Here is a 13,395-nt window from a genome sequence, read left to right on the forward strand (position 1 = left end):
TTGGATACATTACGTTTCATTGGTGACATACTTGTGACAAGTATGCCGCCTGTCGGCGTGCGTGCTGGCGGCCGATTGACGTGGCTCAAAACGCGGCGGCTGCAAAGCCGGCAAAGTTGCGTGCATGTTCGCCCTGTCTTCCTTGCAAGCTTTCGCCTTCGCGCCGGGTTCCGCCCAGGTGTTGGCCGCGGGTACCTGGCTCAGGCTGCGTCGGCAGTCGCCGGATACGGTGATGTATCTGGAACGCGGTCGCGTGCTCCTGGGCATCGGCCAGGGTGGGCAGATGCGCCACCAGCTGGGTGTGGTGGAGGGGCCGGCCTGGCTGGATGCGGCCTTTGTGCTGCAGCGGCGCGGCAGCAGCCTGGACATGCTGGCCGACAGCGATGTCCGCGTGCAGCAGTTGCCCCAGGCCGACTTCCTGCAGGCCGTCTCGCAACTGCCTTCTCCCGCCCAGCAACTGCTGCAGGACATGGCCCAGGCCTACTGCGCCCAGACCGAGCTGGCCGTGAGCCGCCTGTCCAAGGATGCCGAGGCACGCTGTGCACAGTGGCTGCTGCGCCATGCCATGCCGCACGAGGCGGGCGGCCTGCGCGTGACGCTGCACCTGCGCAAGCGGCTGATTGCCGCCCAGCTCGGCATTGCGCCCGAGACCTTCTCGCGCGTGCTGCGCCAGTTGCGTGAACATGGACTCATCGCGGGCCGGGGCAATGTCATCGATCTGCCCAAGCCTGCGGCGCTCGAGGTGCTGGCGGTAGGCTGATTCCCACGCCGCTGACGGGTGCCGGCCTGCAAGCGCCGGGACTTGCGGGGCGGGGTATCCACTGGTTCGCGGGTTCCACCCAGTGGGACGGCTTTCGGGTCTGCATATATTGAGGGCGTCATGTCACTGGACGCCCGTCGATCCCCCTTTTTCCAGGCGCTGCTGGCATCCCAGGATGCTCCGCAGGTGCCGGACTCGCCCTCGTGGCCGCGCGCGTCCACAGGCTGGGGCGCCATGCGCTGCACGGTGCTGGCGCTGGCCGCGGCGGCCGTGCTTGTGGTGGGCCTGGGCAGTGCCTGGTGGGTATCGCACAGCATGCGCCAGCAGACGCTGGAGCGCGCCATGGCCCGGCAGGCCGACGAGGTCGATACCGTGGCGCGCATGCTGGCCTCGCGGCTGGAGCAGCAGCAGCGCCTGCTCTGGGTGCTGGCCCAGGGCATGGCCGACCAGGGAGGCGACCCCAGCCGCCTGATGGGCGAGATGCTGCGCGGAGACGCATCCGTGCGGCTGTTCGACACATTGCAGCTGGCCGATGCGCGTGGGCAACTGCAATTGAGCCTGCGCGGCGGCCGCTCTGAGCCCCTGGTCGATCTGGACGAAGGCGTGCGCGACGTGATGCGGCGCAGCCTGGCCGATGGCAAGCCCGTGGTCTCCACCATGGTCCGCAAGGGGGCCGATCCCGCAATGATGGAGTTGCTGTACGCCGTGCCGCTGCGCGCCGGCAACGGCACGGTCAGCGGCGTGCTTTCGGCGGGCGTGCGCATGTCCGGCCAGGCGCTGCTGCCGCCCGGCATCGACCCTTCGCGCTCCGCAGGGCGGCTGCTGGTCATGCAGCGCGACGGGCAGATCCTGGCCCACTCCGATCCGTCGCGCTGGACGGCGCGCGCCGAGGCCGAGCCCGGCCTGGGCGCGGACTGGTTGCAGGACCCTTCCGCCGGCGGCCTGCAGGTGGGCCCCGATACCCAGCGCCGCGCCGGCTACCTGGTGACGACGGCCGGCATGCCGCTGCCGCAGTGGCTGGTGGTCAGGATCACCCCCGAGGAAGCCATTGCGCCCAGCCTGGCGCCGCGCGTGCTCTGGTGGCTGCTGGCAGCCGTCGCGGGGGTCACGGCGCTGCTGGTGCTGCTGCTGATCCTGGTCACCGAACCCATGGCCGCCTTGCATCGCAGTGCACGCCAATGGCTGGCGAGCCAGGGGCGGCTGATGGCCGAAGAGCCCGATCCCGCGCCGGAGCCTGCGCCAGGCCATGCCGAGGAAGGCGGCTGGCGCATGCCCTGGACCCATGCCTGGGGAGAGGCTTCCACGCTGTGGCAGGCCCTGCACCGCCTGGGCCAGATGGGCCAGGACCAGGCCCACGAGGTCGGCCGGCTGCAACTGCAGCTGCAAACGCTGATGGACTACGCGCCCGTGGGCCTGGTGGTCACGCATGCGGCGCATCTGGAGCTGGTGGGCCTGCAGGCCGCGCGCATGCTGGGATATCCGCCGCGCGAACTGCAGGGGCAGGCGATACGCCAGCTGTGCGCCTCCGACGCTGCGCACGCCCAGTTGCTGGAGCGTGTGCGCAAGGACCTGGACATGTACGGCCAGTTCGACAGCGAGCAGTGCTTTGTCCGCAAGGACGGCCGCCCCATCTGGGTGCGCCTGCACGGCCAGAGCCTGCAGCGCCTGCAGCGCGGCCTGGAGCCACGCGCCGTGGTGCCGGCCGATCCCACCCTGGTCTGGGTGGTCGAGGACGTGACCATGCAGCGCCTGGTGCGCGAGCAGCCGGGCTGGAAGGCCATGCACGATCCGCTGACCCTGCTGCCCAACCGCGAGGCCTTTGCCATGCGCCTGCATGAATGGCTGCAGGAATGCAGCGCCGCCCAGCGCCTGCCCGCCGAGGCGCTGCAGGAAGAGGCCTCCTCCTCGCAAGCCGACGCCGAGGTTGCTGCCGTGGCCACGGCCGCGGTCGAAGTCGCCATTTCTCCCATGCCGCACCATGGCGTGATCCTGTTCCTGGACCTGGACCACTTCGCCCACGTCAACCAGCAGGGAGGCCATGCGGCCGGCGACGAGGTGCTGTGCCACATGGCCCGGCTGATCGACAGCGTGGTACGGCCCTTGGGCTGGGTGGCGCGCCTGGGCGGCGACGAGTTCGCCGTGCTGCTGGCCGGCGTCCCGGCCGAGCAGGGCATGCTGCTGGCGCAGAGCCTGTGCATGGCCGTGCAGGACTGGGAAGGCGCGCACGAGGGCCAGCGCTACCTGATGGGCGCCAGCGTCGGCATGGTGGTGCTCGATGCCCGCCAGCACACGGTCAGCAGCGCGCTGCGCTCGGCCGACATGGCCTGCTATGCGGCCAAGCGCAAGGGCCGCAACCGCGTCGAGGTGCTGGAGGCCGCATGAGTGAGGGAATGGGTGGTGGCCTGGGTGGCCGCGCCGCCGCGCCAGGCCTGGCCGGCCTTGGCCCGCATATTGCATGCCTTGCACACACAAGTGTTTAACCGTCCCATCCTTGGTGGTTGTATCTAGCCGGAGCGCTCCGTGGCTGGGTTACGCTGCGGGCTCCCCATGACCTGCGGCGCGTCCCCGGCGCGACCGCTCTTTTTTTCGCTGATTGCTTCGCTACATGCGCGACCAGGCCCTGTTCGACAAGATTGATCTGCACCTGATACGGGTGCTGCACACGGTGCTGACCGAGCGCAGCGTCTCGCGTGCCGCATTGCGCCTGGGCATGCACCAGCCGGCGGTGTCCGCCGCGCTCAAGCGCCTGCGCGACCTGGCCGGCGATTCGCTGCTGGTGCGTTCGGGCGCGCACATGCAGCCCACCGAGGCCGGGCTGCGCATGGTGCAGCCGGCGGCCGACATCCTGCGCGCGGCCGAAGGCCTGTTCAGCGATGCGCGCCATTTCGATCCCCGCACCTCCACGCGCACCTTCCGCATCGCCGCCAGCGACTACCTGGACCCGCTGTTCCTGCCGCGCCTGGTGGCCCACCTCAAGACCGAGGCGCCCGGCTGCCCCGTGGACATCCTGGCCCTCAACGGCGACGCGCACTACGAGGTGCAACTGGCCCAGGGCGATGTGGACGTGGTGATCGGCAACTGGCCCGAGCCGCCGCAGGGCCTGCACATGGCCAGCCTGTTCGAGGACGAGGTGGTCTGCCTGGTCAGCCCCCAGCATCCGGCCGTGCGACGCGGCTGGGACGTGGCCCAGTGGCTGGAGGCCGAGCACATCGCGCCCACGCCCACCTACCCGGGCGCGCGCGGCGTGATCGACGACCAGCTCTCCCGCATGGGCCTGCAGCGCCAGGTGGCGGCGCGCTGCGCGCATTTCAGCCTGATTCCCGACATCGTGGCCACCAGCTTGCTGGTGCTGACCACGGGGCGGCTGTTCTGCGAGCGCTTCAGCCAGCGCCTGCCCCTGGTGATCCTGCCCTGCCCGGTGGAGTTTGCGCCGCTGGTGTACTACCAGCTGTGGCATGCCCGCACGCACATGGGCGCGTCCACACGCTGGCTGCGCGACGCCGTGCGGCAGGTGGCGCTGATGTCCCGTGCCCGCTAGGCGACGGCGATAGGAACCGCCTTTTGGGTGAACAAAGTGATGGCCGATATGAGGGCCGCCGAGGCGGTTTCAAGGACTTGTGTTCCAGTTTGTTGCAGAAATTGAAAGACAATCCCAGCCATGAATCCCCCCGATACAGTCCCCCTGCCAGCAGCAGCGCCGCCGCGGCTTCAGCTGACAGGCATCACCAAGCGCTATCCGGCGGTGGTGGCCAACAACGGCATCTCGCTGACCGTGGGCGCCGGCGAAGTGCATGCCATCCTGGGCGAGAACGGCGCCGGCAAGTCCACGCTGATGAAGATCATCTACGGCGCCGTCAAGCCCGACGAGGGCCGCATCGAGGTCGATGGCAAGCCGGTCCACATCCGCAACCCGCAGGAGGCGCGCCAGCTGGGCATCGCCATGGTGTTCCAGCATTTCAGCCTGTTCGACACGCTGTCCGTGGCCGAGAACGTCTGGCTGGGCCTGGACAAGAGCCTGCCGCTGGCCGAGGTGGTGAAGCGCATCGAGTCCACGGCGCATGACTACGGGCTGGAGGTCGATCCCCACCGCCCCGTGCACACGCTGAGCGTGGGCGAGATGCAGCGCGTGGAAATCATCCGCGCCCTGCTCACGCACCCGCGCGTGCTCATTCTTGACGAGCCCACCTCGGTGCTCACGCCGCAGGCGGTGGAAAAGCTCTTCGTCGTGCTGCGCCGCCTGGCGTCCGAGGGCTGCTCCATCCTCTACATCAGCCACAAGCTGCACGAGATCCGCTCGCTGTGCACGGCCTGTACCGTGCTGCGCGGCGGGCAGGTGACGGGCGTGTGCAATCCGGCCGTGGAGAGCAATGCCTCGCTGTCGCGGCTGATGATCGGCTCGGAGCCGCCCGAGCTCACGCACCGCGAATCCCAGGTCGGCGCCTGCGTGCTGCGCGTGCAAGGCCTGGCGCTGCCGCGCTCGGAGCCCTTCGGCGTGGACCTGCATGGCATACAGCTCGATGTGCGCGCGGGCGAAGTCGTGGGCATCGCCGGTGTCTCGGGCAATGGCCAGAAGGAATTGCTGTATGCGCTGTCCGGCGAGGACACGCGCGCAGCGCCCGAAATGGTGCAGATTGCCGGCCGGGAGGCGGGGCGCCTGGGCCCCGGCCGGCGCCGTGCGCTGGGCCTGCACTTCGTGCCGGAGGAGCGTCTTGGCCGCGGCGCCGTGCCCAGCATGGGCCTGGCGCACAACCTGCTGCTGACGCGCAAGACCGCGCTGGGCAAAGGCGGCTGGATCCGCATGGGCCAGCTGCAGGAGCAGGCGCGCGCCATCATTGCGCGCTTCAACGTCAAGGCCGGCGGCCCCAACGCGGCGGCGCAGTCGCTGTCGGGCGGCAACCTGCAGAAATTCATCGTGGGCCGCGAGATCGATGCCAGGCCCGCGCTGCTCATCATCTCCCAGCCCACCTGGGGGGTGGACGTGGGGGCGGCCGCGCAGATACGCGGCGCCATCCTGCAATTGCGCGACGAGGGCTGCGCCGTGCTGGTGCTCAGCGAGGAGTTGGACGAATTGTTCGAGATATGTGACCGCCTGCATGTGGTGGCCAAGGGCCGGCTGTCGCCCTCCGTGGCGCGGGCCGATGCCACCGTGCAGCAGATCGGCGAGTGGATGAGCGGCCTGTGGGACGGTGCTGCCGCCCCGAACGCCGCCCCGAGTGCCACCAAGGGAGGTGCCCATGTTCAAGCTTGAGCAACGCCCCCAGGCCTCGAAGCTGTGGACCTACGGTTCGCCCGTGCTGGCGCTGGCCATCACGGTGCTGATCGGCGTGTGCCTGTTCGTGATGCTGGGCAAGGACCCGGTGCGCGGCCTGCAGGCCTTCTTCTGGGACCCCGTCAAGTCCACCTATGCGCTGGGCGAGCTGGCCGTCAAGGCCACGCCGCTGCTGCTGATCGCGCTGGGCCTGGCCGTGTGCTTTCGCTCCAATGTGTGGAACATCGGTGCCGAAGGCCAGTTCGTGATCGGCGCCGTGGCCGCAGGCGGCGTGGCGCTGCTGGCGGACAAGACCACGGGGCCCTGGATCGTGCCCGCCATCCTGGTGGCCGGCATGCTGGGCGGCATGGTCTGGGCCGGCATCGTGGCCCTGCTGCGCGACCGCTTCAATGCCAATGAAATCCTGGTCAGCCTGATGCTGGTCTACGTGGCCACCCTGGTGCTGGGCTTTCTGGTCTACGGGCCGTGGAAGGACCCCATGGGCTACAACTTCCCGCAGACCAAGACCTTCGAGCGCGTCACGCAGATCCCCAAGCTGATGCAGGGCATGCGCACCAATATCGGCCTGCTGCTGGCGCTGGCCGCGGCAGCCATGCTGTGGATCTTCCTGTTCCGCACCCGCGCCGGCTTTGCGCTGCAGGTCGGTGGGCTGGCTCCGGCCGCCGCACGCTACGCGGGCTTTTCCTCGCGCCGTGCGCTGTGGACGGCGCTGCTGATCTCGGGCGCCGCCGCCGGCCTGGCCGGTGCGCTGGAGGTGGCCGGCCCGCTGGGCCAGCTCACGCCCTATGTCCCGGCCGGCTACGGCTTCGCCGCCATCATCGTGGCCTTCGTCGGCCGCCTGCATCCCGTGGGCATGATCTTTTCCGCGATTCTCATGAGCATGTTCTATATCGGGGGCGAACTCGCCCAGTCGCGCCTGGGCCTGCCCAAGGCGCTGACCGGCGTGTTCCAGGGCCTGCTGCTGTTCACGCTGCTGGCCTGCGACACGCTGGTGGCCTACCGCGTGCGCTGGGTGTCCCGCACGCCCGTGGTCCCGCCCGCAGCGGCGCCTGCCGTCAAGGAGGCCCGCTGATGGAATCCTACGCACTGCTGCTGGGCTCCACGCTCAGCGCCGGCACCGTGCTGGCGCTGGCCGCGCTGGGCCTGCTGATCAATGAAAAGGCCGGCATCGTCAACCTGGGTGCCGAGGGCATGATGCTGTGCGCCGCCATCGCGGGCTTTGCCGCCGTGGTCCACACGGGCAGCACCACCGTGGGCTTTCTGGCCGGCATGGGTGCGGGCGCGCTGCTGGCCGCCATCTTCGGCGTGCTGGTGATCTGGCTGAACACCAACCAGTACGCGACGGGGCTGGCCCTGTCGCTGTTCGGCACGGGCTTCTCGGCCTTCCTGGGCCTGGGCTATGTGCAGGCGCGCCTGCCCGAGCTGCCCAAGTTCGCCGTGCCCTGGCTGTCCGACCTGCCCGTGGTGGGCACGGCGCTGTTCCGCCTGCATCCGCTGGTCTATGGCGCGGTGGCCATTGCGGCGGCCCTGGTCTGGTTCCTCTACCGCACCCGGGCCGGCCTGGTGCTGCGCGCCGTGGGCGAGTCGCCCCAGTCGGCCCATGCGCTGGGCTATCCGGTGCGCCGCATCCGCCTGGCGGCCGTGGTCTTCGGCGGCGCCATGTGCGGTCTGGCCGGTGCCTACATCTCCACCGTCTACACGCCGCTGTGGGTGGAAGGCATGGTGTCGGGCCGGGGCTGGATCGCGCTGGCGCTGACCACCTTCGCCACCTGGCGCCCTGCGCGCGTGCTGCTGGGCGCCTACCTGTTCGGCGGCGTGACCATGCTGCAGTTCCATTTGCAGGCCACGGGCGTGCAGGTGGCCAGCCAACTGCTGTCCATGCTGCCGTACCTGGCGACCATCGTCGTGCTGGTGCTGATCTCGCGCAATCCGACCTGGATCCGCGCCAACATGCCGGCCTCGCTGGGCAAGCCCTTCTACCCGGGCTCCTGACGCTTTCATTGTTTCTCTCTCCCTCCAGAACCACAAAAGGACAAACGCATGCCCGCTTTGCGCGAACGCACCCTGAAACCTGGCCTCAAAAGCACGCTTGTGAAGATGATCGGCCTGTCGGCCATCTCGGTGGCGGCCCTGACCGCCTGCGGCAAGAAGGAAGAGGCCGCAGCGCCGGCTCCCGCTGCCGCGCCCGCAGCGCAGGCGCCGGCCGAGAAGCTCAAGATCGGCTTCATGTACGTCAGCCCCATCGGCGACGGCGGCTGGACCTTCCAGCATGAGCTGGGCCGCAAGGCCATCCAGGAGAAGTTCGGCGACAAGGTGGAAACCTCCTTTGTCGAAAGCGTGCCCGAGAGCGCCGATGCCGAGCGCGTGATGCGCGACATGGCCGGCCAGGGCAACAAGCTGATCTTCGCGACCAGCTTCGGCTACCAGGAGTTCGTGCAGAAGGTGGCGGCCGACCTCAAGGACGTGAAGTTCGAGCACGCCACCGGCTACAAGAATGCCGACAACGTGGCCACCTACGACACCAAGACCTTCGAGGGCGCCTACCTGGCCGGCATCGTGGCCGGCGGCATGACCAAGACCAAGACCATCGGCGTCGTGGCCTCGGTGCCTATCCCGGAAGTGGTGCGCAACATCAACAGCTTCGTGCTGGGTGCGCAAAGCGTCGATCCCTCGATCAAGGCCAAGGTGGTCTGGGTGAACGAATGGTTCGCCCCGCCCAAGGAGTCCGAGGCCGCCACCTCGCTGATCAACGGCGGCGTGGACGTGCTCTACCAGAACACCAACTCCCCGGCCGTGCTCAAGACGGCCGAGGAACGCGGTGCGCGCGCCTTCGGCAAGGACGGCGACATGAGCGCCTTCGCGCCCAAGGCCCACCTGGGCTCGGCCGTGATCGACTGGACGCCTTACTACAGCAAGGTCACCCAGGACACGCTGGACGGCAAGTGGCAGGGCGGCTCGTTCTGGTGGGGCGTGAAGGAAGGCGCCATCGACCTCGTGAAGATCGCCGACGACGTGCCCCAGGACATCAAGGACAAGGTCGCCAAGGCACGCGACGGCTTGAAGGACGGCAGCTTCGCCGTCTGGACCGGCCCCATCAAGGACAACGCGGGCAAGGAAGTGCTGACGGCAGGCCAGGTCGGCGACCTGGGCTTCATGACCAGCATCAACTTCTTCGTCAACGGCGTCGAAGGCAAGGTGCCGGGCGCCAAGTGATCCGGCGGCAGTCCATGCAACAAGGGCCCTTCGGGGCCCTTTTTTCTGCCGCGATCCGCCAGACGGGTCCGCCCTATGCACCACGATTGTGCAAAGCCCCCAAAATGTGGTTTTCCCGCATGCCTGGTGGCTCTGGCGCAGCCGGCTGGCGCCATTCTTGCTTTATTCTCGGGACCCATCGCGGCGGGTCTGCGCCCCTGCGGACACCGCCTTCTTCCTGCCTGCCGCAGGACCACTTGAGGAAACTTCGATGACTGATCTTCACAAACGCTCCCTGATCAAGGTGGCAGCGCTGTCGGCCGTGGCCGCCGCCGCGCTGGCCGGCTGTGGCAAGAAGGAGGAGGCCGCGCCTGCGCCCGCTCCCGTTGCCGAGGCCCCTGCTGCCGCTGCAACCGAGCCTTTGAAGATCGCCTTCGCCTACGTGGGCCCCGTCGGTGACGGCGGCTACACCTTTGCCCACGACCAGGGCCGCCTGGCGCTGGAGAAGGAATTCGGCGACAAGATCAAGACCTCCTACGTCGAGAGCGTGCCCGAGGGCGCCGACGCCGAGCGCGTGCTGCGCGACATGGCCGCCAACGGCAACAAGCTGGTCTTCGGCACCACCTTCGGCTACATGGAGCCCATCCAGAAGATCGCTCCCGACTTCCCCGATGTGAAGTTCGAGCACGCCACCGGCTACAAGACCGCCGCCAACGTCAGCACCTACGACAGCCGCACCTACGAAGGCGCTTATCTGGCCGGCATCATCGCGGGCTCCATGACCAAGTCCAACGTGCTGGGCGTGGTCGGCTCCGTGCCGATTCCCGAAGTGCTGCGCAACATCAACAGCTTCACGCTGGGCGCGCAGTCCATGAACCCCAAGATCAAGACCAAGGTGGTCTGGGTCAACGAGTGGTTCGCCCCCCCGAAGGAAACCGAGGCTGCGACTTCGCTGATCAACGGCGGCGCCGACATCCTGTTCCAGAACACCGACTCCGCCGCCGTGCTCAAGACGGCCGAGGAAAAGGGCAAGCGCGCCTTCGGCTGGGACTCCGACATGACGGCCTACGGCCCCAAGGCCCACCTGGGCTCGGCCATCATCAACTGGACTCCTTACTACACCAAGACCGTGCGCGAGATGCTGGACGGCAAGTGGAGCAGCCAGCAGACCTGGTGGGGCGTGAAGGAAGGCGCGATCGACATCGTCTCGCTGGCCGACGACGTGCCCGCCGAGGCCAAGGCCAGGATCGAAGAGGTCAAGAAGGGTCTGAAGGACGGCACCTTCCACATCTGGAAGGGTCCGATCACAGGCCAGGACGGCAAGGAACTGCTGGCCGCCGACGCCGTGGCCGAAGACAAGTTCCTCACGGGCATCAACTTCTACGTCAAGGGCGTGGAAGGCAAGGTGCCGGGCCAGGACAGCAAGTAAGACAGACGCCATGCCACCCGGCGCAGGCCGGGTTGCCTGTTGCCGCCAGGGCCGCCTTCGGGCGGCCTTGGCGTTCATGCGCAGCACAGGTGTACCTGTACCGTACCTGTGCTGCGCATCGAGCGGGTTTATGCTCGCTCCCAGCCGCGGCCTGCCCGCCGCCGCGGCACAGACAGACAGCAAGAGATTCCCCCATGATCGAAAACTCCCTCTGGCATCCCGTGGCCCAGGCCCACGAAGTTGTCGATGCGCCGCTGGGCGTGCAACTGCTGGACCAGCCCCTGGTGCTGTGGCGCGATCCGCAAGGCCAGGTCCGCGTCTTCGTGGACCGCTGCCCGCACCGTGGCGCACGCCTGTCCATGGGCCGTGTCGAGAACGGCCACCTTGAATGCCCCTACCACGGCTGGCAGTTCGCCGACAGCGGCCAGTGCGTCAAGGTGCCGGCCCTGCCCAGCTTCACGCCCCCGCCCTCGCAGTGCGTGAAGGCCTTCGAGGCACAGGAAGCCTACGGCCTGGTCTGGGTGCGGCTGGCCACGGGCGAGGAGCTCTCGGCTGTTCCGGCCCTGGCGGCCCTGGCGGCACTGCCAGCCTTTGAAGCCGAGGCGGACGCGCACCTGCGCAAGCTCAACTGCGGCCCCTACGACGTGGCCGCCAGCGCGCCGCGCATCATCGAGAACTTCCTGGACATGTCGCACTTCGGCTTTGTCCACGAAGGCTGGCTGGGCAGCCGCGACGCCACGGCCATCGAAGCCTATGCCGTGGAGACCACGGCCACGGGCGTGCTGGCCACGGGCTGCAAGGCCGTGCAGCCGCAGTCCAACCTGCACTCCACCAGCGCGGCCGAGGTCGAGTACACCTACGAAGTCACGGCGCCCTATGCCGCCGTGCTGACCAAGCTGCCCGAATCCGGCACCACCCGGGCCGGATGGCGCGAGTCCATCGCCCTGTTCATCTGCCCCGTCACGCCCGAGACCAGCCGCGTCTGGTTCCGGCTGGCCGTGGCAGACTTCGACTCGCCCGACGCACAGCTGCAGGAATTCCAGCACACCATCTTCTGCCAGGACCAGCCCGTGCTGGAGTCGCAGCAGCCCAAGTGCCTGCCGCTGGACCCGCGCGCCGAAATGCACTCTGCGGCCGACCGCATGTCGTCCGCCTACCGCCGCTACCTCCGGGCCAGCGGCATCACCTTCGGAGTCTGCTGATGCACACCGTACCCGCCGTGGATGCCGCGCATCTGCCCCAGTTGCTCAAGGCCATGCCCAAGGCCGAGCTGCACATGCACATCGAAGGCTCGCTGGAGCCCGAGCTGATCTTCGCCCTGGCCCAGCGCAATGGCGTGAAGCTGCCCTATGCCAGCGTGGAAGACCTGCGCCGCGCCTATGCCTTCACCGACCTGCAAAGCTTTCTGGACATCTACTACGCCGGCGCCAGCGTGCTGCTGTACGAGCAGGATTTCTACGACATGGCGCGCGCCTACCTGGCGCGTGCCGCGCAGGACAACGTGGTCCATGCCGAGATCTTCTTCGACCCCCAGACCCACACCCAGCGCGGCGTGGGCATGGAGACCGTGATCAACGGCCTGTACCGCGCCTGCCGCGATGCGGAGATAGAGCAGGGCATCTCGTCGGCGCTGATCCTGAGCTTTCTGCGCCACCTCAGCGAGGAGGACGCCTTCGCCACGCTGGAGGCTGCGCTGCCGCTGCGCGACCGCTTCATCGGCGTGGGCCTGGACAGCAGCGAGGTCGGCAACCCGCCCGAGAAGTTCGCCCGCGTGTTCGCGCGCTGCCGCGAGCTGGGCCTGCACCTGGTCGCGCATGCGGGCGAGGAGGGACCTCCCGCCTATATCTGGGGCGCGCTGGACGTGCTGCATTCCGAGCGCATAGACCACGGCGTGCAGGCCGCGCGCGACGAGGCCCTGATGCAGCGCCTGGTGCGCGACGGCGTGCCGCTGACCGTGTGCCCGCTGTCCAACCTCAAGCTGTGCGTGGTGGCCGACCTGGCGCAGCACAACCTGCCGCAGCTGCTGGAGGCGGGTCTCAAGGTCACGGTCAATTCCGATGATCCGGCCTACTTCGGCGGCTACGTGAACGAGAACTACCTGCAGCTGTTCGCCGCCACGGGCATGAACTCGCAGCAGGCCTGGCAGCTGGCGGTCAACAGCTTTGACGCCAGCTTCGTCACGCCCCAGCAGCGCGCCCACTGGATGCGCCAGCTGGAGGCCGTGTTCGCCAAGTACGCAGCCCTGGCCTGAGTCCGCTCAGGCCAGCGCCTTCCTGAGGCGCTCGGCATGGTCCTGCAGCGCCTGCATGCCGGGCTCCTTGCGCGGCCAGCCCAGGCCCACGCCGTCGCCCTCGTGGCGCGGCAGCACATGCAGGTGGAAGTGGAAGACGGTCTGCCCGCCCGCCGCGCCGTTGGCCTGGAACAGGCTGATGCCATCGGGGTCGAACGCTGACTGCACGGCCCGCGCCACGCGCTGGGCCGTGCGCATCACGGCGCCGGCCTCGTCGGGCGTGAGGTCCAGCAGGGTCACGGCATGGCGCTTGCTGGCCACCAGCACATGGCCGGGATTGACCTGGCCGATGTCCATGAAGGCGATGGTCTGCTCGTCCTCGAACACCTTGGCGGACGGGATCTCGCCCGCCACGAGGCGGCAAAAGATGCACTGGCCCGGGGGCGAGGTATCGACGAACATCGGCATGGTCTTGTACTCCTTGGTGGTTGCTTGGGGGTGGAATTTGCCGACGA

General features: G+C 68.4%; 11 protein-coding genes. 10 read left to right on the forward strand and 1 reads right to left on the reverse strand.

The features are described 5' to 3' along the window. Positions 1–124: 124 nt before the first annotated feature. From ACF8ME_RS26985 to ACF8ME_RS27030, 10 genes are all read left to right on the forward strand, one after another. Positions 125–760 (forward strand): Crp/Fnr family transcriptional regulator, encoded by a 636-nt coding sequence (locus ACF8ME_RS26985; RefSeq protein WP_016449769.1) that lies wholly within the window; start codon positions 125–127, stop codon positions 758–760. A gap of 120 nt (positions 761–880) precedes the next feature. After that, positions 881–3,142: a diguanylate cyclase domain-containing protein gene (locus ACF8ME_RS26990; RefSeq protein WP_016452621.1), complete on the forward strand. Its 2,262-nt coding sequence runs from the start codon at positions 881–883 to the stop codon at positions 3,140–3,142. Positions 3,143–3,365: 223 nt separating this feature from the next. Continuing rightward, positions 3,366–4,298: a LysR family transcriptional regulator gene (locus ACF8ME_RS26995; RefSeq protein ID WP_016449767.1), complete on the forward strand. Its 933-nt coding sequence runs from the start codon at positions 3,366–3,368 to the stop codon at positions 4,296–4,298. A gap of 120 nt (positions 4,299–4,418) precedes the next feature. Then, on the forward strand, positions 4,419–6,008 hold the full coding sequence (locus ACF8ME_RS27000) for an ABC transporter ATP-binding protein (RefSeq protein ID WP_392419030.1): 1,590 nt from the start codon (positions 4,419–4,421) through the stop codon (positions 6,006–6,008). Further along, on the forward strand, positions 5,995–7,101 hold the full coding sequence (locus ACF8ME_RS27005; RefSeq protein WP_016449765.1) for an ABC transporter permease: 1,107 nt from the start codon (positions 5,995–5,997) through the stop codon (positions 7,099–7,101). The genes ACF8ME_RS27000 and ACF8ME_RS27005 overlap by 14 nt, the downstream gene beginning before the upstream one ends. After that, a complete protein-coding gene (locus ACF8ME_RS27010; RefSeq protein WP_016449764.1) occupies positions 7,101–8,021 on the forward strand; it encodes an ABC transporter permease in 921 nt (306 codons plus the stop codon). Before ACF8ME_RS27005 ends, ACF8ME_RS27010 begins: the two co-directional genes overlap by 1 nt. A 48-nt stretch (positions 8,022–8,069) precedes the next feature. After that, positions 8,070–9,242, forward strand: coding sequence for a BMP family ABC transporter substrate-binding protein (locus ACF8ME_RS27015; protein ID WP_016449763.1), 1,173 nt, complete (start codon positions 8,070–8,072; stop codon positions 9,240–9,242). 250 nt (positions 9,243–9,492) lie between these two features. Further along, positions 9,493–10,650: a BMP family ABC transporter substrate-binding protein gene (locus tag ACF8ME_RS27020; RefSeq protein ID WP_016449762.1), complete on the forward strand. Its 1,158-nt coding sequence runs from the start codon at positions 9,493–9,495 to the stop codon at positions 10,648–10,650. Between the two features lie 194 nt (positions 10,651–10,844). Further along, complete coding sequence (locus tag ACF8ME_RS27025) at positions 10,845–11,852, forward strand: aromatic ring-hydroxylating dioxygenase subunit alpha (protein ID WP_016449761.1); 1,008 nt, start codon at positions 10,845–10,847, stop codon at positions 11,850–11,852. Then, positions 11,852–12,901 carry an adenosine deaminase gene (locus ACF8ME_RS27030; protein WP_392419032.1) on the forward strand — a complete coding sequence of 350 codons (1,050 nt, stop codon included), beginning with the start codon at positions 11,852–11,854 and terminating at the stop codon, positions 12,899–12,901. Before ACF8ME_RS27025 ends, ACF8ME_RS27030 begins: the two co-directional genes overlap by 1 nt. A 6-nt stretch (positions 12,902–12,907) precedes the next feature. On the opposite strand, the gene ACF8ME_RS27035 is transcribed toward ACF8ME_RS27030, so the two are convergent. Continuing rightward, a complete protein-coding gene (locus ACF8ME_RS27035; protein ID WP_043790738.1) occupies positions 12,908–13,348 on the reverse strand; it encodes an HIT family protein in 441 nt (146 codons plus the stop codon). Positions 13,349–13,395: the final 47 nt, after the last annotated feature.

This window comes from Delftia sp. WSY_7 (genome assembly GCF_043104845.1).
In the GTDB taxonomy this organism is placed as follows: domain Bacteria; phylum Pseudomonadota; class Gammaproteobacteria; order Burkholderiales; family Burkholderiaceae_C; genus Comamonas; species Comamonas tsuruhatensis.

What these genes read in the sequence shown, in the direction of transcription:
- ACF8ME_RS27005 (WP_016449765.1), top strand. Translation starts at nt 5,995, where the DNA reads ATGTTCAAGCTTGAGCAACGCCCCCAGGCCTCGAAGCTGTGGACCTAC.
- ACF8ME_RS27010 (WP_016449764.1), top strand. Translation starts at nt 7,101, where the DNA reads ATGGAATCCTACGCACTGCTGCTGGGCTCCACGCTCAGCGCCGGCACC.
- ACF8ME_RS27025 (WP_016449761.1), top strand. Translation starts at nt 10,845, where the DNA reads ATGATCGAAAACTCCCTCTGGCATCCCGTGGCCCAGGCCCACGAAGTT.
- ACF8ME_RS27000 (WP_392419030.1), top strand. Translation starts at nt 4,419, where the DNA reads ATGAATCCCCCCGATACAGTCCCCCTGCCAGCAGCAGCGCCGCCGCGG.
- ACF8ME_RS27015 (WP_016449763.1), top strand. Translation starts at nt 8,070, where the DNA reads ATGCCCGCTTTGCGCGAACGCACCCTGAAACCTGGCCTCAAAAGCACG.
- ACF8ME_RS27035 (WP_043790738.1), bottom strand. Translation starts at nt 13,348, where the DNA reads ATGCCGATGTTCGTCGATACCTCGCCCCCGGGCCAGTGCATCTTTTGC.
- ACF8ME_RS26990 (WP_016452621.1), top strand. Translation starts at nt 881, where the DNA reads ATGTCACTGGACGCCCGTCGATCCCCCTTTTTCCAGGCGCTGCTGGCA.
- ACF8ME_RS27020 (WP_016449762.1), top strand. Translation starts at nt 9,493, where the DNA reads ATGACTGATCTTCACAAACGCTCCCTGATCAAGGTGGCAGCGCTGTCG.
- ACF8ME_RS26985 (WP_016449769.1), top strand. Translation starts at nt 125, where the DNA reads ATGTTCGCCCTGTCTTCCTTGCAAGCTTTCGCCTTCGCGCCGGGTTCC.
- ACF8ME_RS26995 (WP_016449767.1), top strand. Translation starts at nt 3,366, where the DNA reads ATGCGCGACCAGGCCCTGTTCGACAAGATTGATCTGCACCTGATACGG.
- ACF8ME_RS27030 (WP_392419032.1), top strand. Translation starts at nt 11,852, where the DNA reads ATGCACACCGTACCCGCCGTGGATGCCGCGCATCTGCCCCAGTTGCTC.